The 19,714-nt window shown below is 60.1% G+C and carries 18 protein-coding genes and 1 tRNA gene; 8 read left to right on the top strand and 11 right to left on the bottom strand.

The annotated features are described in order from the left end of the window. Positions 1–99 precede the first annotated feature (99 nt). Positions 100–1,050 (top strand): DUF5655 domain-containing protein, encoded by a 951-nt coding sequence (locus tag ACQZ5G_RS09860; protein ID WP_448737796.1) that lies wholly within the window; start codon positions 100–102, stop codon positions 1,048–1,050. Positions 1,051–1,194: 144 nt separating this feature from the next. Further along, a tRNA-Ser gene (locus ACQZ5G_RS09865) sits at positions 1,195–1,284 on the top strand. Positions 1,285–1,394: 110 nt separating this feature from the next. Here the strand turns inward: ACQZ5G_RS09865 and ACQZ5G_RS09870 are convergent. The 7 genes from ACQZ5G_RS09870 to ACQZ5G_RS09900 form a co-directional block, all read right to left on the bottom strand. Next, positions 1,395–2,324 carry a sugar phosphate isomerase/epimerase family protein gene (locus ACQZ5G_RS09870; RefSeq protein WP_448737795.1) on the bottom strand — a complete coding sequence of 310 codons (930 nt, stop codon included), beginning with the start codon at positions 2,322–2,324 and terminating at the stop codon, positions 1,395–1,397. A 55-nt stretch (positions 2,325–2,379) separates the two neighbouring features. Continuing rightward, complete coding sequence (locus ACQZ5G_RS09875; RefSeq protein WP_448737794.1) at positions 2,380–3,321, bottom strand: sugar phosphate isomerase/epimerase family protein; 942 nt, start codon at positions 3,319–3,321, stop codon at positions 2,380–2,382. Between the two features lie 81 nt (positions 3,322–3,402). Further along, complete coding sequence (locus ACQZ5G_RS09880) at positions 3,403–4,575, bottom strand: Gfo/Idh/MocA family protein (protein WP_448737793.1); 1,173 nt, start codon at positions 4,573–4,575, stop codon at positions 3,403–3,405. 82 nt (positions 4,576–4,657) lie between these two features. After that, positions 4,658–5,560 carry a sugar phosphate isomerase/epimerase family protein gene (locus ACQZ5G_RS09885; RefSeq protein ID WP_448737792.1) on the bottom strand — a complete coding sequence of 301 codons (903 nt, stop codon included), beginning with the start codon at positions 5,558–5,560 and terminating at the stop codon, positions 4,658–4,660. Positions 5,561–5,583: 23 nt separating this feature from the next. Continuing rightward, a complete protein-coding gene (locus ACQZ5G_RS09890; protein ID WP_448737791.1) occupies positions 5,584–6,405 on the bottom strand; it encodes an ATP-binding cassette domain-containing protein in 822 nt (273 codons plus the stop codon). A gap of 9 nt (positions 6,406–6,414) precedes the next feature. Further along, complete coding sequence (locus ACQZ5G_RS09895) at positions 6,415–7,419, bottom strand: ABC transporter permease (RefSeq protein WP_448737790.1); 1,005 nt, start codon at positions 7,417–7,419, stop codon at positions 6,415–6,417. A 105-nt stretch (positions 7,420–7,524) separates the two neighbouring features. Next, positions 7,525–8,490: a substrate-binding domain-containing protein gene (locus ACQZ5G_RS09900; RefSeq protein WP_448737789.1), complete on the bottom strand. Its 966-nt coding sequence runs from the start codon at positions 8,488–8,490 to the stop codon at positions 7,525–7,527. A 148-nt stretch (positions 8,491–8,638) separates the two neighbouring features. Between ACQZ5G_RS09900 and ACQZ5G_RS09905 the strand changes: the two genes are divergently transcribed. Beyond that, positions 8,639–9,679, top strand: a complete 1,041-nt coding sequence (locus ACQZ5G_RS09905) for a LacI family DNA-binding transcriptional regulator (RefSeq protein WP_448737788.1) — start codon at positions 8,639–8,641, stop codon at positions 9,677–9,679. Between the two features lie 10 nt (positions 9,680–9,689). Here ACQZ5G_RS09905 and soxG read toward each other — a convergent pair whose 3' ends face one another. From soxG to ACQZ5G_RS09925, 4 genes are all read right to left on the bottom strand, one after another. Further along, on the bottom strand, positions 9,690–10,238 hold the full coding sequence (gene soxG, locus ACQZ5G_RS09910) for a sarcosine oxidase subunit gamma family protein (protein WP_448737787.1): 549 nt from the start codon (positions 10,236–10,238) through the stop codon (positions 9,690–9,692). Continuing rightward, the gene (locus ACQZ5G_RS09915; protein ID WP_448737786.1) at positions 10,231–13,194 is read right to left on the bottom strand and encodes a sarcosine oxidase subunit alpha; all 2,964 of its coding nucleotides are present in this window, start codon (positions 13,192–13,194) and stop codon (positions 10,231–10,233) included. The genes soxG and ACQZ5G_RS09915 overlap by 8 nt, the downstream gene beginning before the upstream one ends. Continuing rightward, complete coding sequence (locus ACQZ5G_RS09920; protein ID WP_065656564.1) at positions 13,191–13,466, bottom strand: sarcosine oxidase subunit delta family protein; 276 nt, start codon at positions 13,464–13,466, stop codon at positions 13,191–13,193. The genes ACQZ5G_RS09915 and ACQZ5G_RS09920 overlap by 4 nt, the downstream gene beginning before the upstream one ends. 73 nt (positions 13,467–13,539) lie before the next feature. Continuing rightward, complete coding sequence (locus ACQZ5G_RS09925) at positions 13,540–14,790, bottom strand: sarcosine oxidase subunit beta family protein (RefSeq protein WP_196378509.1); 1,251 nt, start codon at positions 14,788–14,790, stop codon at positions 13,540–13,542. Between the two features lie 89 nt (positions 14,791–14,879). Here ACQZ5G_RS09925 and ACQZ5G_RS09930 point away from each other — a divergent pair, with 89 nt between their 5' ends. The 5 genes from ACQZ5G_RS09930 (at position 14,880) to ACQZ5G_RS09950 (ending at position 19,640) form a co-directional block, all read left to right on the top strand. After that, the gene (locus ACQZ5G_RS09930) at positions 14,880–15,854 is read left to right on the top strand and encodes a GlxA family transcriptional regulator (protein ID WP_448737785.1); all 975 of its coding nucleotides are present in this window, start codon (positions 14,880–14,882) and stop codon (positions 15,852–15,854) included. 34 nt (positions 15,855–15,888) lie between these two features. Further along, positions 15,889–16,569, top strand: a complete 681-nt coding sequence (locus ACQZ5G_RS09935; RefSeq protein WP_003519605.1) for a helix-turn-helix domain-containing protein — start codon at positions 15,889–15,891, stop codon at positions 16,567–16,569. A gap of 96 nt (positions 16,570–16,665) precedes the next feature. Beyond that, a complete protein-coding gene (locus ACQZ5G_RS09940) occupies positions 16,666–17,571 on the top strand; it encodes a class II glutamine amidotransferase (protein WP_448737784.1) in 906 nt (301 codons plus the stop codon). Between the two features lie 37 nt (positions 17,572–17,608). Beyond that, positions 17,609–18,295, top strand: coding sequence for a GltB/FmdC/FwdC-like GXGXG domain-containing protein (locus tag ACQZ5G_RS09945; RefSeq protein ID WP_142856368.1), 687 nt, complete (start codon positions 17,609–17,611; stop codon positions 18,293–18,295). Between the two features lie 16 nt (positions 18,296–18,311). Beyond that, the gene (locus ACQZ5G_RS09950) at positions 18,312–19,640 is read left to right on the top strand and encodes an FMN-binding glutamate synthase family protein (protein WP_078052083.1); all 1,329 of its coding nucleotides are present in this window, start codon (positions 18,312–18,314) and stop codon (positions 19,638–19,640) included. The last annotated feature ends 74 nt before the right edge of the window (positions 19,641–19,714 follow it).

Raw genomic sequence — 19,714 nt, forward strand, 5'->3', positions numbered from 1 at the left:
CACAATATCAAATCGGAGCCGCGTGGCAATTTATCTGGACAACGGCGTTAAGGCGAATAGAACTTTGTGTGCAATTTCTGATCCTTATCGGAGTAAATTTTGAGCGATATCAAGCTGTTTCATTTCAATGGTGGCCAAGTGACGGAGCTTGCCGGTGCTGCCGTCCAGGTCGAGAAATCGCTCCAGAAGTTATTCGAGGCAAACCTGGAAGCTCTCCTTGGAATTCGATTTCTCGCCAGCGAACATTCAACTGGTGCAGTCCACGGCGGCAGGATTGATACGCTCGGTGTGGATGAAGACAATTCACCCGTCATCATCGAATATAAGCGTTCGGTCAATGAGAATGTCATCAATCAAGGGCTCTTCTACCTCGATTGGTTGCTCGATCATCGCAAGGAGTTTCAATGGCTGGTGATGGAGCGCCTGGGGCCGGAGGTAGCCAAAGCCGTAGACTGGACCTCGCCGCGTCTGCTTTGTATTGCCGGCGATTTTACGCGATATGACGAGCACGCAGTCAAGCAGATTGCACGAAACATCGAGCTTATTCGTTACCGTAAGTTTGGTGATGACCTGTTGATGATCGAGCTTGTGCATGCGCCCAAGTCCGCACGGTTGAGCGTGACAAAGGCATCGGCTGAGCCGCAAGTTGCGGATCACACGACGGAGGTAGGACAGGCCAACGATCCCTATCTCAGCAACCGGATGAGCTATCGCCTGTCCCAGTCATCGTCAGAGCTTCGTGACATCTACGATGCAGTATACCAATTCCTTGTGGGGCTCGGTGATGACGTCCAGGTCAAGGAGCTCAAGCTCTACACAGCATTTAAGCGATTAAAGAATTTCGTGTGCATGGAAATCTATCCGCAAGCTCGGACTGTAATGCTTTTTCTCAAATTAAATCCTGCGGAGCTGGATCTCGAAGAAGGCTTTACGCGTGATTTTCGAAATATAGGCCATTACGGCAGCGGCGACCTGCAGGTGATACTGAGATCAATGGCAGATTTCGAGAAAGCGCAGACTCTCCTAAGGCAGGCTTACGAGGCAGGATGAGAGGACGCGCATTGCTGCCCATTTGCGCAACGTGCCAATCAAATGATAGAGAAGTGATTACCGGCACGAACCGGCCACTCTCATGTATGTCAGCCCGGCCATTGATGTTTATGAGGAGCGCGCAACGCAAGCGTTCGCGCATGCGGAGAGGTGGCAGAGTGGTCGAATGCACCGCACTCGAAATGCGGCATACCTGCAAGGGTATCGTGGGTTCGAATCCCACCCTCTCCGCCATAACTTTCGTTCCGAAGCTCTTTCACTCAGAAGTTGAGTATCTCCGTCATTTTCACTTCGCCGTGCCGGGCCAGTCCATGGAACGATGCACTTGCCTATCTTGTGCCCGCTCAGAACCCACACTCAGCGAGAAATGCCCTGCTGGCGGCCAGATCATCCAGAATGCCGCCGGCATTGCGCGGGTCGCGCTCCTGTTCGATGGTGATATAGCCGCCGTAGCCAAGTTCCGTCAGAAGGCTGCGGATGGCTGGATAGTCGATTGAGCCGCGACCGATCGGGCACATGACGCCTTTGGCGCAGGCGTCGAAGAAGCGGATGCGTTCTGCCATCACCTCCTCGAAAACCGTGGCGTCGATATCCTTGAAATGAATATAGTCGACACGATCCCAATAGCGGCGAAGCGTGGTGACGGGATCCATGCCGGAATAGGCCATATGGCCGGTATCGAGGCACAGACCCGCCAGATCGGCAGGAATGTCCTCGACGATCTGCTGCAACTCATCGGCAAATTCGATGTAGCCGCCAGCATGGGGGTGGATGGTGGCACGCACGCCATATTTGTCGCGGGCGAGCGTTGCGATGGCGCGGATGTTTTCGACCATGCCTTTCCATGCGCCGCCATCGAGGCGCGGCGCGCGGTCGGAATGGCCGGCGGCATAGTCCCGCTCGTCATGTCCCCAGTCCATCACCGTCAGATAGGGGGCGGAAAAGCGTTGGCCGGCATGGGTTTCCGGCTTCGGCAGGCGGGTGATCAGCGCGCAGATTTCGTCGGTCTGGCGCAGCAGATTGTTGCGGTTCTCCGGTGAGACCAGATCGTCGAAGATCGTGCCGGCGACGATCTTCAGGTCGCGCTCATTGAGCGCCTGCGAAACACGCCCGAGGTTGAGCGGCAGATAACCGTAGGGGCCGAGTTCCAGACCGCCGAAACAAGCGGCCTTCGCCTCGTCCAGCACCTTTTCCCAGTGGGGGAGATGGGGATTTTTGACGTCGTCGACGCCCCAGCAGCAGGGAGCGGTGGTGATGGTGATCCGGTTGGTCATGACATCCTCGTGGCGCAATTGACGCCGGGCCGCCTTGTGCGGCCCGGAGCAGGTCTCAGCGGCTGATGGTGGCTTGCAGGGCGTCGATGGAGGACTGGATGCCCGCCTCGGTGGACATGGTGAAATCTTCCATTTCCAGACTGACCCAGCCATTGTAACCGGCCATGCGCACCACGGAGAAAAATTCCTTCCACCATTGCAGATCATGGCCGGCGCCCACCGCCACATAGTTCCAGCTGCGGTTGGCGACATCCGTCACCTCTTTCAGCTCCAGCAGGCCGTTCACATCGGCCAGTCCGCGTTCGACGCGGGTGTCCTTGCCGTGGCAATGGTGGATCGCGCTGCCGAGTGCACGGGCGGACGCGATGGGATCGGCCCCCATCCACATCAGGTGCGACGGGTCGAGGTTCATGCCGACCGTCGGGCCGACTTCATTGCGCAGGCGGAACAGGGTCTCCGGGTTCCAGACGAGCATGGCCGAGAAATTCTCGAGCGCATATTTTTCGACGCCCGCTTCCCTGGCGAGCTTCACAAGCCCGTGCCAGAGCGGAAAGGCGCGATCTTCCCATTGGTAACGGTCGCGCTCCGGCATCTCGTTCGGCCAGCTCTTGGTGTAGACGAGCCAGTTCGGCACGGTGTCGCCCGGCGCTGCTTCCGGCAGGCCGGACATGGTGACGATCTTCGTCACGCCGATTTCGCCCGCCAGCCGGACGGTGTCCTTAATCTCCTTCAGGTGGCGCTTGCCCATATCGCCGGGATCGAGCGGATTGGCGGAGCAATTCAGCGCAGCGATTTCGAGGCCACGGGCCTCGATTTCCTTGAGCCTGGATTTGAGCAGACCCTTATCCGCCAGAAGTTCGTCGGCCCTGAAATGCGGGCCGCTGGACCAGCCGCCGCCGGTCATCTCGATGCCCTCGACACCGAGCGCGACGCATTTGTCGAGCATATCGGTGAAAGGCAGGCTTGCCATGACGTCAGTACAAATTGCGAGTTTCATCGTTCATCTTTCCGAGGAGGTATGGGGACGCGCCTGAAGAGGAGGAGGACGGGAGAGTTGTCCGGCGCGCGCCCAAGCTGGTTAAGCGAAATCGACCCAGGCGGCGCCGGCATCGGCCGAACGGACGCAGTTTTCCAGCCAGCGAACGCCTTCGGTGCCGGCCGTGATGCCGGGATAATGGTGGGTTTTCAGGAAAGCCCTGTCACCGCGATTTGCCGCGTCGATCGCCTGGGCGATCCAGAGATAAATGTTCGACCAGCTATCGCCGAGACCTTCGGTATGCAGCGCGCCCATGCGGTCGATGGCGAGGCTTTCCTGTTCCAGATAGGACATGCCGTGGTGCAGGATGCGGCCGGGTTCGCCCTGAACCTCGTAGATCAGCTGATCGGGATGGGAATCCGACCATTCGAGCGACGCCTTGGAGCCGACGAAACGGTAACGCTGCGATCCCATATTGCCGGCATTGACGGAGGAGACCCAGAGGCGGCCGCGTGCGCCATTGTCGTAATGCATCAGAACGGTGGCGTGGTCTTCCAGCGGCGCGCGCGTGGGAATGAAGGCCTTGCGGTCGCAGAGCAGGCGTTCCACCTTCATATGCGACAGCACGACTTCCGAGAGATAATAAAGATGCGTGCCGATATCGCCCAGCACGAAGGTCGGGCCGGCGGTGCGGGGATTGGTGCGCCATTTGACGGCCTCGCCCGCGCCCACATCGTCACCGGCATTGAAACCATGGGTATATTGCAGGTCGACGATGCGGATGTCGCCCAGCATTCCCTTTTTGACCATGGCCGCCATCTGGTGGACGAGCGGATGCCCGGTAAAGCCATAGGTGACGCCGACGATCAGGCCCTTCTGCTCGGCCAGCCGCGCCACCTCGTCGCATTCGGCCACGGTGAAGAATAGCGGCTTTTCGCAGATGACGTGCAGCCCGGCCTCAAGGCAGGCCTTGGTGATCTCGTAATGGGTGAAATTGGGGGTGGCGATGGATACGACGTCCACACCGTCTTCGCGCGCCGTCTCGCCGGCAATCAGCGCCCTGTAATCCGCATAGCAGCGTTCCGCCGCCACGCCGAGATTGACGCCGAAATCTCTGCCTCTTTCGGCATCGAGGTCGAAGGCGCCCGCGACGAGCTGGTAGTTGCCGTCGCGCAATGCGCCGGTGCGATGCTTGTAACCCACCTGTCCCGTGCGTCCGCCGCCCACCATGGCCCAGCGCAGCGGGCGTGAAATTAGTCTTTCTCCGTTGATCATGTCAGTCGTCTTTCCATTTGATGTTGCGAATGGCCGCGGCGGGAGGCGGGGTCCGCCTCGGGCTCAGCGCCGGTTTGCCGCGTCATTTCTTGAAATAGAGGTCGATATAGTCCTGCATCTTGGTGCGCATGAACCGGCCCGATTCATCGGCCCTGTCCTCCCAGGCGAAGACGCAGGAGGTCATGATGCCGTCGAAGCCGATTTCGGAAAGCGTGCCGAAGAAGTCGTCCCACGGCACTTCGCCCTGGCCGATATTGAGATGCTGGTGCACCCGCGCCTGCGTGCCCGGCGGATTGAGAATGTAGCGAAGCCCGGAGCTGGCCTTGTGGTTGAAGGTATCGCCCACATGCACATGGGCGAGCACATCCTTGGCTTCGCGCAGCATCGCCTTGGTGTCGTCGCCGAAATAGAACGTATGCGGCGCGCAATAGAGGAACTTCACATTCTTAGAATTGACGGTGCGGATGATGTCGAGCGCTGGCTGCAATGTCTCGCACCAGTCTTCCGGATGCGGCTCGACATGCAGGTTGATGTTTTCGCGCTCGAAGATCGGCACCAGCTCTTCCATCGAGCGCCACCAGGCATCCTCGCAGGCCTCGATCATAGAGCCGGTATGGCAGCAGTAGCAGGAACCCTTGTCGGGATGCGGTCCGCGGCCGAATTCGGAGTTCATCGTGTCGACCTCCAGTTCGATGGCGATCTCGATGGCGCGTTTCCAGTGTTTGACCGCCGCCTGCCGTTCGGTCTCGTCATTGGAGGCCCAGCGATACATCGGCAGCAGCGAGGCGATGCCGACATCGGCGTCTTTCAGCGCCTTCTTGAAGGACCCGATCCGCTCGGGAAAGACGCGCGGCGCCTTGAACCATTCGAGGAAATCGGCGCGCGGGCTGAGTTCGATCCAGTCGTAGCCGAGTTCCTTCACCTTGGCGGGCAACTCATCGAGGCTGGTGAAACGGTGCATGTGGGGGTCGATGGCGATTTTCATCGGTCTTGATCCTTCTCTATGTCTTAATTCGATGGCGGCTGCGGCGGATGGCCGTCATGGCTGGCCATGTAATTTTCCACCTCTGCGCCGAGATTGGCGAGCGCCTCACCGCCGGCCATCAGATCGGTGATTTCCTCGCGGGATTTTTCGCCCTTGCGGAAATTGGCGGCGACCGCGCCGCGGATGAGCACGGCGAAATGGTCGCCGACCGCGATGGCATGGGTGACCTGATGGGTGATGAAGATCACCGCGATCCCCCGCTTGCGGGCTTCCAGCACGATGCGCAGGACATGGGACGCCTGTTTCACGCCCAGCGCCGCGGTCGGTTCATCGAGGATCAGAACGCGTGCGCCAAAATGCACCGCGCGGGCGATGGCGAGCGATTGCCGTTCGCCGCCGGAAAGCCCGCCGATCAGGCGGTCGCCGTCATCGATGCGGGTGATGCCGAATTCCTGCACCGCCTTGACGGCGATTTCGTTGGCTTTTTTGCGGTCGTAGATTCGGAAGGGCCAGAAGCCTTTGGTGGGTTCTGCACCGATGAAGAAGGAGCGGCCGATGCTCATCAGCGGAAAGGTTCCGCCGAACTGATGCACGGTGGAAATGCCCATGCGCTGCGCATCGCGCGGCCCGTCGAAATCGACCGGCTGTCCATCCATCAGCACTTCGCCGGAACTCGGCTGGTAGACGCCGGCCAGCGTCTTGATCAGCGTGGATTTTCCAGCGCCATTGTCTCCCAGCAGGCAGAGCACCTCGCCTGCCCGTACCTTCAGCGAGATATCGTGCAGAACATCGATCGGGCCGAAGGATTTGTTGACGTTCTTAAGTTCGAGAATGGGTGTCGACATCGTCTTGCCTCACTTCTTCTTCGGCGAATAGGTGAGCGCCATGACACGGAAAGTGTTGTTCATCAGCACGGCCAGCAGCAGCATGACGCCGATGATGAGGCTCGACCAGTTGCGATCAAAGGCAGTGAAATAAATGCCCTGATTGACGATGGCGAAGGTGATGGTGCCGAGAAAAATACCGATCACCGAACCGAAACCGCCCGTTAGCAGCACCCCGCCCACGACGACCGCGATGATGGAGTTGAAGATGAAGGTCATGCCGGCTGAAACCTGGGCGACATTGAACAGGATCGCCTGACAGACACCGACGAAGGAGGCGCTGACGGAAGAAAGGACGAAAAGCGTCACCGTCAGCTTGTCAGTGGGAATACCGGCGTTGCGGGCGCTCACGCGGTCGCCGCCCATGGCGAAAATCCAGTTTCCGAAGGGCGAATAATGGACATAGAAGATATAGATCGCCGTCAGCAGCAGCCACCAGACGATGCTGACCTGAAAGCTGCCGCCGATGAACTGTCCGAACAGGAATTTGGCGATGGGGCCGGATTGCGCCGGGCTCAGCGCCACGCTGGTCGTGCCGGTCAGCAGCACGGAAAAGCCGAGGATCAGCCCCTGCACCGCAAACAGCGTGCCGAGCGTGACGATCAGTGAGGGCACCACGGTCCGTATCACCAGAAAGCCGTTGATCAGCCCGACAAGCACCCCAAGACCAAGCGCGCCGATAATGCCGAGCCAGATCGGCATGCCGTAATAACCGGTGATGATGGCGACTGTCAGCGCGCCGGCTGGGATCATCGCGCCGATGGAAATATCGAGCTCGCCGGAAATCATCAGCAGCCCGACGGGAATGGCGACGATGCCGAGATTGGCCGCGACATTCAGCCAGCTTGCGGCGCCGGCGGGTTTCAGGAAATCGATGCTGCCGAAGATGACGAAGAAGGCAAGAACGAAAACAAGGCCGAGAAAGGCGCCGGATTCCGGGCGGCGCAAAAGGTCGCCCAAAGAGAGATTTTTCACGTCGTTCACTCCAATATTGGCCCTAAGTGCCGTGGGGATATCCTTTTGCCGTCAAACCCCGACCCCCGGTTTCGTTGGGGATCGGAGGCGGGTATGGATAACCGCTCAGCGCGCTCCCTTGGCGACGCCGGCAAGCGTGGTCTGGATGTTGGATTTGTCGACGATGTTCGGTCCCGTCAGCAGCGGGGCGGTCGGCAGATCGGTGCCGAAATCGATGGCCGAGGCCAGAAGTGTTACCGCCAGCAGTGACTGCAGATAGGGCTGCTGGTCGATTGCAAAACCCTGTGTCCCGTCCTTGATGCGGTCGAGGCCGGACTGGTTGAGGTCGAAGGTGCCGAGCAGGGCCGTTTCGGTTTTGCCGGCCTGCATGACGCCGATGGCGGCCGAATCCGCGTCACCGGCGGAAATGGTGAGAACACCGTCGATCTTGCCGTCCTGAAGCAGCGTCGCCTTGATTGCTTCGGCCACGGCGCTGGCGTCGCCGAAGCTGGTGGCCGGAAGCGGCAGCTGCTTGCCGGTGCCGCCGGCCTTGGTGATGCCGTCCAGGACACCCTTGCATCGCGCTTCGAGATTGGCCGCGCCCGGAACGGTGTTGACACAGATGACGTTGCTTTTGCCCTGTTTGGCGAAATATTCGCCGCCGGCCACACCTGCCAGATATTCGTCGGAGCCGACATAATTGATCGCACCGAGTTCTTTCGCCTTTTCATGTCCCCCGGCATTCATGAGAATGACCTTGATGCCGGCCTTGATGGCTTCGCGTATCGCCGGATCCTCGCCTTCGGGCACCCAGTTCGGGATCACGAGACCATCGACCTTCTGGCTGATGGCGGTCTGGATCAGCTGCACCACATCGGGCGCAAAATTGTCGTAGGTTTGCAGGCGAAGATAATTGACCTTGCCGCCATTTGCCTCGACCACGAGGCGTGCGTCATCAAGACCCTTTTTGATGAGGTTCCAGAACGCATCGTCATTCTTGCCACCCACAACGGCAATATTGGCTGCAGATGCCCCGGATGCCATCACCAGCGATGCAGCACCCGCGATGAGAAGTTTCTTGAAATATGCCATTGTTTCCTCCCTGCCCATTCTCCCGATGGGCCAAAATGACAGGATGGTTTATATCTTTCATTTTCTTGAGAATGGAATTTATATTTCATTTAATGTTGCATTTCGTATCATTCCATGTCATTCATAGATGATACGATTGTGAGGTGCCATGAACCGCCCGACCATTACCGATCTCGCCAAGGCAGCCGGTGTCAGCATCTCCACGGTCAACCGGTTGCTGCACGGTTCGACCGCCGTGCGTCAGGATACGATCGACCAGATTCTCAAGGCCGCGGAAGAGATTGGTTTTTATGGTCTCGGCACCATCAAGGACCGCCGTCGTGAGGCCATGCCCCATTACAGGCTCGGTTTTCTGCTGCAACAATCCCATCGGCCGCTCTACCGGTTGTGGGCGGAGGGAATCCTTACCGCTGCACGCCAGAGGCCGGACAGCGTCATCGAGCCGGATGTTGTGTTCGAGGACGACCTCTCACCGGAGGCCGTTTCCGCCAATCTCCTGAAGATGGGGCAATCCTGCAGCGCGATCGCGGTGGTGACGGCCGATCATCCACTCGTCAGCCAGACAATCGACGAGCTGCGGGGCAGGGGCGTTCCCGTGGTAACCTACGTGTCTGATCTGTCGGCGGCGAGCCGCGCGGGTTTCGTCGGAACCGACAGCTGGAAACGCGGTCGGACTGCGGCCTGGTTCCTCAGCCAGACGGTAAAGGGCGAGGGGGTGGTCGTGCCGCTGATCGGCAGCAACCGCTATCAATGTCAGGATGTTTCGGATGCCAGCTTCCGCTCCTATATCCGCGAGAACACACCTGAATTGCAGGTCGCGGAAACGCTGCTGACCTTTGAAGAGCCTGAAAATGCCTATGTCATCATCCGCGACATGATCGCTTCCGAACCCGGCCTCAAGGGGATTTATGTCAATGGCGGTGGCATATCCGGCGTTCTGCGGGCACTTCGGGAGCTGCCCACGGAAAAGCAGCGCGGCATAAAGATCGTTTGCAACGATATCGGCCCGGAAACGCGCAAGGGCCTGAATGAGGGGCTGATTACCGCCTCGCTGCCGCTTCCCCTCGACAGAATGCCGCAGCAATTGATCGACGTGATGTTACGGCGCGTCGAGAATGGCGACACATCCTCCGTCGAACAGCGGATCGTTCCCTTTGAAATCCTGACGCCCGAAAGCATCTGGACCTAGGCCGATAAGATCACTGGAATTCAAGGCTCATCCGGGCAAGATCGTCCCACAGGCTTTCGGCGAAACCGCGTAAAACAATGACTTCGAACACCTGCCCATCAAGCCGGGTGAGATGCGCGGCGATGTGGCCGATCAGCGTCGTCGCGGAGCGTCCCGCCGGAAAAGCCGCGATGGAAAGATCGACCGCCGTTCCTTTTGCCAGCACCCGCTCGGCCATCCTGCCTTCGATACGAATACGCACGCGTCCCTGGCTCTGGTCCACTCCCGTCGCCTGCGGCTCAAGCGCCGCAAGAAACGCATTCATCTCCGCGTGGGACAGCGGCTCTTCGCCGACGATGAACCATTGGCCGGGAGAGACCGCCCGCACATCGCCTTTTGCGAAGCTGCGCAGACGGACTTCCATATCCGCTGCGCCGGGCGCGGCCAGCACATGGATGATCGCGCCTTCCGGCAGGGGAGAGAGCTTGATGGCGGTTGAAGCAATCGCTCTCTTTTTGCCCAGCACCGGGCGGAGCGTCGGTCGGAAACCAGATTTGAAATCGGGCTTGAAATCAGACATGGAGCTTCTCGTTCTCAGGGTCGAAGAAAACCGGATGGCACAGGCGGGCGGCGGTGAATTCATTGCGCAGACCGTTCCAGACCATGACTTCCTCACCATGCCGCGCGGGGCCATTCTTGACGAGGGCGAGGCCGATGGTCGAACCGAGATGGGGTGAAAACGCGCTTGAGGTCACATAACCCTGATCGTTTTCCAGCGTTGCCGCCGCATCCCTTTCGAGAATATGCGAACCGGTGCGGAATGACTGGTTTTTATCCAGCGGCACGACGCCGACAAGGCTCGAACGGTCCGCTGCCGAAAGACCCTCGCGCTCCAGCATCCGCCGGCCGATGAAATCGGCCTTGGTGGCGGAGACCAATTTGCCGAAGCCGAGATCGGCCGGCACCACCGTGCCGTTTATTTCGTTGTGAGTGACATGGCCCTTTTCGATGCGCAGCACGCCAAGCGCCTCAACACCATAAGGCATGATATTCTCCGACTCGCCGGCTTCCATCAGCGCATCGGCGACGCTCTCGCCGTAACCGGCCGGGACGGCAAGCTCGTAGGCCAGTTCGCCGGAGAAGGAAATCCGGAACAGGCGTCCATGCAGTTGCCCGCCAAACAGGGAGACTTCCCGGGCTGCGAGGAAGGGAAAGGCTTCATCGGAAATATCTTCATCGACGATTCTTTGCAGAATGGCGCGTGCCTTCGGCCCGGCAATCGCTATCTGCGCCCATTGATCGGTGACGGAGGCAAGCCGCACGTCGAGATCCGGCCAGAGCGCCTGCGCGCAGAATTCCAGATGGTTCATGACGCCCGCCGCATAGGCGGTGGTGGTCGTCATGAAGAAGCGGTTTTCCTCCAGCCGGCTGGTGGTGCCGTCGTCATAGATCATGCCGTCCTCACGCAGCATCAGGCCATAACGCGCCTTGCCGACCGGCAGTTTGAGGAAAGCGTTGCAATAAACCCGGTTCAGGAATTCGGCGGCGTCCTTGCCACAGATTTCGATCTTGCCGAGCATCGACACATCGCAGAGCCCGGCATTCTTGCGCACATTCAGAACCTCACGATCGACGCTTTGCCGCCAGCCGTTTTCGCCTTCGCGCGGAAACCAGGAGGAGCGATACCAGAGACCGGTTTCGACGAACACGGCCCCGTTTTTCTCGGCCCAGCCATGCAGCGGCGATTTGCGTACCGGTTGGAAATGCTGGCCATGATAGGCTCCGGTCAGTGCGCCGAAGGAGACGGGCGTATAAAACGGCCGGAACGTCGTGGTGCCGACATCCGCCGGGGAAACGCCGCGCGCTTCGGCCAGCAGCCCGATGGCGTTGACATTCGAAAGCTTGCCCTGATCCGTCGCCATGCCGTTGGTGGTGTAGCGTTTGGCCAGTTCGACATGGCCATAACCTTCACGGATGGCGAGACCGAGATCCTTGCGGTGAACGTCGTTCTGGTAATCGACAAAGGCTTTCGCCCTGATGCCGGGGATGGACCAGAGCGGTTTTGTGGGCGGGGCCACGATATCGTTTTCCACCGTGCCGAATATCGGTGCGGTTGATGCAAAGCCGAGCTCTTGCGCCAGCGCTGCGCCCTTCTGCGCGCCATCCTCAAGGCAGGCGGCGATACCGTTTATTGCGGAAACCGCGCCGGCGAGTTCCAGCCCCTTGAGATTGCCGGGCGCCACAAAAGCGGCATCGTCTTCCGACCAGACCGGCTTGCCGCCGCGATGGCAGGCGAGATGGATGATGGGGCTGAAGCCGCCCGACATGGCCAGCGCATCGACATTCAGGCTCTCCGCGCGGCCATTCGCATAAACCTCGATGGCGGAAAGCGCCTTGCCGCCCTTGGCATTGGAGACGACGCCACCCTTGATGACGCGCGCCTTGCCTTCGTAGCCCGGATTGCCCTGCTCGCGGCTGTCGATGATGGCGGCAAGGGTGACACCCTGTGCTTCCAGATCGCGGGCAAGCGCATAACCGCTGTCATTGGTGGTGAAAATTGCCGTCGCCATGCCGGGGCTTACGGCATAACGGTTGAGATAGCTGCGCATGGCGCTGGCCATCATCACGCCGGGAATATCATTGCCACCGAAGACCAGCGGCCGCTCTTCCGCGCCGGTGGCAAGCAGCGCCCGCTTGGCGACGATGCGCCACAGGCGCTCCACGGGCACATGGGCTTTCGGATCGGGCAGATGTTTCTGCACCTGCTCCACCGCGCCGAAGACATTACCGTCATACCAGCCGAAAGCCGTGGTTCGCGTCAGCACCGTCACATTCGGCAGGGCTTCGAGTTCGGCAACGCATTGCGCCGCGAAATCCGGAGCGCTCTGGCCGCCGATGGCTGCCGTTTCGGAAAGAAGTCCACCGCCTGCCACGGAATGTTCATCGACAATGATGATGCGCGCGCCGGCGCGTCCTGCGGCAAGCGCTGCTGCCAGACCCGCCGCGCCGGAGCCGATCACCAGCAGGTCGCAATGTGCCCAGCATTTGTCATAGGCATCCGGGTCCGCCTCGTAGCTCGCCTTGCCGAGGCCGGCGGCTTTGCGGATGAAGGGCTCGTAGACCTTTTCCCAGAAGGCGGCAGGCCACATGAAGGTCTTGTAGTAGAACCCCGCCCCGAGGAAGGGAGACAGAAGGCCGGTCAAGGCGCCGATATCGAAATCGAGAGAGGGCCAGCGGTTCTGGCTGCTGGCTTCCAGCCCGGCATAAAGCTCCTGCATGGTGGCGCGCGTGTTCGGCTCCGTGCGCCCGCCGCGGCCGATGGTCATCAGCGCGTTCGGCTCGGCTGCACCCGCCGTCAATATGCCGCGCGGGCGGTGGTATTTGAAACTGCGACCGACAAGTTTCTGGCCGTTGGCAAGCAGGGCTGAGGCGAGGCTGTCGCCCTCAAAGCCTGACATCGGCTTGCCGTCGAAGGTGAAGGAAAGCGGTTTGGAACGGTCGATCAGACCGCCGATCTTCAGGCGGTTGGCACTCATGCGTTTGTCACTTTCGTCTTGTCGGCGGCGTCGCGGCAGGCGGATATCTCATGGGTGGCGGTATCGCGGGCGACGACCAGCCAGCGGCGGCAGCCGGATGTGTGGTGCCAATATTCCTCATAGGCTCCGCGCGGATTGTCGCGCAGATAGACATAATCGAACCACTCCTCCGCGCCGGCATCGGCGGCGGGCCTTTGAAGGGCTGCGCCCTTGATGGTGAATTCTTCCCTGGGTCTTGGCCCGCAATGCGGGCAGGGCACGAGACTTGCCATTTCAGATGTCCTTGATCCGCCAGATAGCGGGATGGCGAAAAGTGCGAGCGGTTTTCGTCATCCCGCTACAAATTTAGTGAAGGTTAGGCTGGGCGCCCTGGCCCTTTTCATCGATGAGATAACCGCGCCGGAAGCGGTCCAGCCGGAAGGCCGTTGCCGTTTCCTGCGGTGCGCCGCGCGCCAGAAGATGGGCGAAGCAGAAACCGGAGGCGGGCGTCGCCTTGAAGCCGCCATAACACCAGCCGGCATTGAGATAGAGATTGTCGATAGGGGTCTGGTCGATGATCGGCGAACCATCCATCGACATATCCATGATGCCGCCCCAGGAGCGCAGGACCCGGACGCGCGAGAGCGCCGGTATCATCGCCTTGCCAGCTTCGGCGACATGTTCGACCGTCGCCAGATTGCCGCGCTGGGCATAGGAGTTGTAACCGTCTATATCGCCGCCGAAGACGAGGCCGCCCTTGTCCGATTGCGAGACGTAAAAATGGCCGGCCCCGAAGGTGACGACGCCATCGATGAAGGGCTTCAGACCCTCCGACACGAAAGCCTGCAACACATGGCTTTCGATCGGCAGTTTCAGCCCGGCCATGGCGGCCACCTGCGAGGAATTGCCGGCTGCCGCCAGCGCCAGCTTGCCGCAGCCGATGAAGCCCTTGGCGGTCTCCACACCCACGACCCTGCCGTTTTCGCGGCGAATGCCGGTTACCTCGCAGCCCTGAATGATATCGACGCCGCGGCTGTCCGCGCCGCGCGCATAACCCCAGGCGACGGCATCGTGACGCACGGTGCCGCCGCGTCTTTGCAGCAGGCCGCCCTGCACCGGAAAGCGGGCATTGTCGAAATCGAGAAACGGCAGCATCGCCTTGACTGCGGCGCGGTCCAGCAATTCGGCATCGACGCCGTGCAGCCGCATGGCGTTGCCGCGCCTCGTATAGGCGTCGCGCTGCGCATCCGAATGATAGAGGTTCAGCACGCCGCGCTGGGAAACCATGGCGTTGAAATTGAAATCCTGCTCCAGCCCTTCCCACAGTTTCATCGAAAGTTCGTAGAAAGGATTGTTACCCGGCAGCAGATAATTGGAGCGAATGATCGTGGTGTTACGGCCGACATTACCGGAGCCGATATAATTCTTTTCCAGCACCGCCACATTGGTGACGCCGAATTCTTTCGCAAGATAATAGGCCGTCGCCAGGCCGTGCCCACCGCCACCAACGATGATGACGTCATAATGCGGTTTCGGAGACACCTCCCGCCAGGCGGGTTTCCACGCTTTGTTGCCGAAAAGGCCGTTTTTGAAAATGGAAAAGGCGGAATAGCGCATCTGCGTACCTCGAACGATATGGCGCAAGCTTACCGGCGTCGTTCGAAAGGGAATTGCAAGTAAAGGACATAATGATTTAAAAAAAAGACATGACGATCATTGAGCAGAAGAATGTCCAGCGCATTGGTTTCATCCTGGTTCCGAATTTCGCGCTGATGTCCTACGCCTCGGCGGCAGAGCCGCTGCGGGCCGCCAATCTGATCGCCGGAACCGATCTTTACGATGTGGTTCCCCTGGCTTTCGATGGCGAGGCCGTCAGAAGTTCTTCCGGCATCGTTGTCGGCTGCGAGGCACTCGCCACCGCAGGCGAGAGATGCCACACGATCTTCGTCTGCGCGGGGGGCGGGCCGCAGGACTGGACCGTTGCGGAAAATTCTTACGGGACGTTAAGGCGGCTGGCGCGGCAGGGTGTCCGGATCGGGGGCATTTCCAGCGGCGCTTATGTGCTGGCGGCGGCGGGATTGCTGGAAAACCGCGATTTCACCATTCACTGGGAGCATGCGCCGGTGCTGAAAGAGGCCTTCGGCCATCTCACGCCCCGGCAGGCGCGGTTCGTTTTCGATGGAGACCGCATCACCTGCGCCGGCGGCGTCGCGCCCCTCGACATGATGCATGCGATGATTTCGCAACGAATGGGCGCGCATTTCGCACGGCGTGTCAGCGACTGGTATCTGCACACGGCCGTGGCCGAACCCGGCGCGCCGCAAAGGGGTTCCGCCGCCGAGCGCCATGGCACCAACCATCCGGCCCTGCTGGCAGTGCTGGAAAAAATGGAGACGACCATCGAAAGCCCGCTCGACCGGCAGACCATGGCGAAACTGGTGGGAACCAGCGCGCGTCACCTCGACCGGCTTTTTGCAACCCATCTGAAAACGACGTTTCTGGAAACATACCGCGCGATCCGCCTCGATCACGCCCGGCGGTTGCTGGAGCAAAGCCCGCTCTCCATTGCCGAAGTGGCCTTCGCCACCGGCTTCTCAAGCGCCGGGCATTTTTCGGGGAGCTTCAAGGCCCGGTTCGGCCATACCCCAAATACAATGCGGCAAAGATTTCCTCCGAATTAAAATAGTTTTCCTGTAAGGAAGGGAAAACACGATAATGCCGGAGGACACCATGGCGAAGGATACCACCAAGACCGAAACTGCGCAGTTCCTGTCGCAGGATCCCCATGCCATCCGCGAGCCAAGGGTCAATAATCTGGAAATGGCGATTGGCCATGAGGTGCGCGCCTATCGCAAGAAACTCGGCATCACGGTCACCGATCTTGCATCGGCCACCGGCGTTTCCGTGGGCATGCTCTCCAAGATCGAAAACGGCAATATCTCGCCGTCGCTCACCACGCTGCAGACGCTTTCAAAGGCGCTGGGCGTGCCGATCACGGCCTTCTTTCGCGGTTTCGAGGAACCGCGCAGCGCCACCTTCGTCAAGGCGGGGCAGGGCGTGAATATCGAGCGCAGGGGCACTCGCGCCGGTCATCAATACAGCCTGCTCGGCCATATCGACAACAATACCAGCGGCGTCACCGTTGAGCCCTATCTCATTACGCTGACCAAGGATTCGGACGTGTTCCCGACCTTCCAGCATGAGGGAATGGAGTTTCTATACATGCTGGAAGGCGAGGTGGTTTACCGCCACGGCGAGCAGCTTTTCACCATGCAGGCCGGCGACAGCCTGTTTTTCGACGCCGACGCGCCGCACGGGCCGGAGGAATTGGTGAAGCTTCCCGCGCGTTATCTGTCGATCATTTCCTATCCGCAGAGGCGACTGGGCAACGATTGATAATTTGCCTTAGAAGAAAAAAATATTCCTGATAGTTGACGGAATGGAATTCCATATGTTAGCCCTTCATTCAGAAACGAATGGAGGTGCCTGTCGATGTGCGGCATTGTTGGACTATTCCTGAAAGACAAAAGCCTTGAACCGCAGCTGGGTCAGCTGCTTTCGGACATGCTCGTCACCATGACCGATCGTGGCCCGGATTCGGCCGGCATCGCGATCTACGGAAGCGCTGCCAATGGCCGCGCGAAAGTGACGATCCAGTCGGCCGATCCCGCCGTCGATTTTTCCGGCCTCGCCGAAGCGCTGAAGGAAAGCGGCGTCGATGCCGTGGTCACGGTGAAAAGTACTCATGCTGTTCTCGATATTCCCGCCGAAAAACTGGATGGTATCCGTCCGGTTCTTTCCGTAATCCGCCCGAATGTGCGCGTGATGGGTTCCGGCGACAGCGTCGAAATCTACAAGGAAACCGGCCTGCCGAAGGATGTCGTCACCCGTTTTGACGTGCGCTCCATGGCGGGCACCCATGGCATCGGCCACACCCGCATGGCGACGGAATCGGCGGTGACGACGCTTGGCGCGCATCCCTTTTCCACCGGCGCAGACCAGTGCCTTGTGCATAACGGCTCGCTTTCCAACCACAATAATCTGCGCCGCGAACTGGTGCGCGAAGGCATGGTCTTCGAGACACAGAACGACTCGGAAGTCGCCGCCGCCTATCTCACGGCGGAAATGGCCAAGGGCAAGGATCTGGGCGAGGCGCTGACCGGTGCGCTCGATGATCTCGATGGTTTCTTCACTTTCGTCGTCGGCACCAAATCCGGTTTCGGCGTGGTGCGTGATCCCATCGCCTGCAAGCCTGCTGTCATGGCCGAGACCGACCAATATGTCGCTTTCGGCTCTGAGTATCGCGCGCTGGTCAATCTGCCCGGCATTGAAAATGCCCGCGTCTGGGAGCCGGAACCGGCGACCGTCTATTTCTGGGACCATGAAAAGGCTGCCTGAGACCCGTCATCGGCGCCTGTTTTGAAAGTCATAATCCATGCCAGTTTTCGATCTCTCCCACACGCCGTTGCGTGAACTCAATAGTGCTCTCCACGGCCTTTCCTCTGGAGCCAACGACACCGAATTCGAAGTGGTCAATCCGCGCGGCCATCATGCCGTGGCGGTCGGCATCGACAGTCCTGTGACCGTCGATGTACGCGGCTCCGTCGGTTATTATTGTGCGGGCATGAATGATGGCGGCACCGTCACCGTGCACGGTTCGGCCGGGCCGGGCGTTGCGGAAAATATGATGTCCGGCACCGTCGTCATCGAGGGCGACGCTTCGCAATATGCCGGCGCCACCGGTCGCGGCGGACTTCTGGTCATCAGGGGCAATGCCGCCTCCCGCTGCGGCATTTCCATGAAGGGCATCGATATCGTCGTGAAGGGTAATATCGGCCATATGTCCGCCTTCATGGGCCAGTCCGGCCATCTCGTCGTCTGCGGCGATGCGGGCGATGCGCTGGGCGACAGCCTTTATGAGGCGAAGCTCTTTGTGCGCGGTTCGGTGAAGAGCCTCGGTGCTGATTGCATCGAAAAGGAGATGCGCCCGGAACATCTCGAAAAGCTCGCCGAACTCCTCGAAAAGGCCGGCGTCACCGATGTCAGCCCCGGTGAGTTCAAGCGCTACGGCTCCGCCCGCACGCTCTACAATTTCAACATCGACAACGCCGACGCGTATTGAGGCGAGGGATATTCCGATGAGCTATCACAACCCTTTCACCCCGCCGCGCAAATCCGCAACCTTTGACGACCATACGCTGGCGGAAATCCGCCGCGCGGCTGCGACCGGCATCTATGACATTCGCGGTGCGGGCACCAAGCGCAAGGTGCCGCATTTCGACGATCTCCTGTTTCTCGGCGCGTCCATCTCGCGTTATCCGCTCGAGGGTTATCGCGAGAAATGCGATACGACCGTGACCCTCGGCACGCGCTTCGCGAAGAAGCCGATCACGCTGAAAACGCCGATCACCATTGCCGGCATGAGCTTCGGCGCTCTCTCAGGCAACGCCAAGGAAGCGCTCGGCCGTGGTGCGACAATCGCCGGCACTTCCACCACGACGGGCGATGGCGGCATGACGGATGAGGAGCGCGGCCACAGCCAGACGCTGGTTTATCAGTACCTGCCCTCCCGTTACGGCATGAACCCGAAGGATCTGCGCCGCGCGGACGCCATCGAGGTCGTCGTCGGCCAGGGCGCGAAACCGGGCGGCGGCGGCATGTTGCTCGGCCAGAAGATTTCCGATCGCGTCGCCAATATGCGCAACCTGCCGAAGGGTATCGACCAGCGTTCCGCCTGCCGTCACCCTGATTGGACCGGTCCGGATGATCTGGAAATCAAGATCCTCGAACTGCGTGAAATTACCGACTGGGAAAAGCCGATCTATATCAAGGTCGGCGGCGCGCGGCCCTATTACGACACGGCACTGGCGGTGAAGGCCGGTGCGGATGTGGTGGTGCTGGATGGCATGCAGGGCGGCACGGCGGCCACGCAGGATGTCTTCATCGAAAATGTCGGCATGCCCACGCTTGCCTGCATTCGCCCCGCAGTTCAGGCGCTTCAGGATCTCGGTATGCACCGCAAGGTGCAGCTCATCGTCTCCGGCGGCATCCGTTCGGGTGCCGATGTCGCCAAGGCGCTGGCGCTGGGTGCCGATGCGGTCGCGATCGGCACGGCGGCGCTGGTGGCGCTTGGCGACAATGATCCGAAGTGGGAAGACGAGTACCAGAAACTCGGCACCACGGCCGGCGCTTACGATGACTGGCACGAGGGCAAAGACCCTGCCGGCATCACCACGCAGGATCCGGAGCTTGCCGCGCGCCTCGATCCCGTTGCCGCCGGCCGCCGTCTTGCCAATTACCTGAAGGTCATGACGCTCGAGGCGCAGACCATCGCGCGTGCCTGCGGCAAGAACCATCTCCACAATCTGGAGCCGGAAGATTTGGTGGCGCTGACGATGGAGGCTGCCGCCATGGCGCAGGTTCCGCTGGCGGGAACGAACTGGTTCCCGGGCAAAGGCAGCTTTTAAGCCATAAAGAACGGACGGGCGCATTTGGGAGGATGTGCCCGTCTTTTTTCGATGAAGTGTCTGATATTCAAAAA

This window comes from Agrobacterium sp. 22-214-1, from assembly GCF_053522465.1.